This is a genomic window from Grimontia sp. AD028, from assembly GCF_000973155.1.
GTDB classification, from domain to species: domain Bacteria; phylum Pseudomonadota; class Gammaproteobacteria; order Enterobacterales; family Vibrionaceae; genus Enterovibrio; species Enterovibrio indicus.
The window spans coordinates 1-353 of sequence record NZ_LASY01000213.1 but is presented as its reverse complement, the minus strand read 5'-3'; the positions used below and the strand labels follow the sequence as shown (position 1 = coordinate 353).

1 pseudogene is annotated in these 353 nt (G+C 60.6%); it reads left to right on the top strand.

The window, feature by feature from the left end:
* Window positions 1-353: pseudogene (locus RN22_RS24365) on the top strand (cadherin repeat domain-containing protein); the annotation flags it as partial.

Here is a 353-nt window from a genome sequence, read left to right as displayed (position 1 = left end):
ATCGCTGACGATGGCACGGGTGCTAACCCACCGCCAAGTGGTGGCGATGACCGCCCGGACGTGGCGAGCATCACCAGCCCAACCGTGACTGAAGGGGACACGGCGACCTTCACCGTCACCCTGACCAACGAGAGCACTTCCGACACCACGGTCACCATGACTCTGGCCAGTGACAGTGCCGACAAAAACGTCGATTTCACGGGCACCACGGTCACCGTCAACGGCGACGAGGTACCGGTGAATGCTGACGGCACCTTTGAGGTCACTGTGAAGCCGGGTGACACCGAGTTCACTGTGGGCGTCATCACCACAGATAACCTGGATGCTGACGGCAAGCCTGTGTTCGAAAGCAC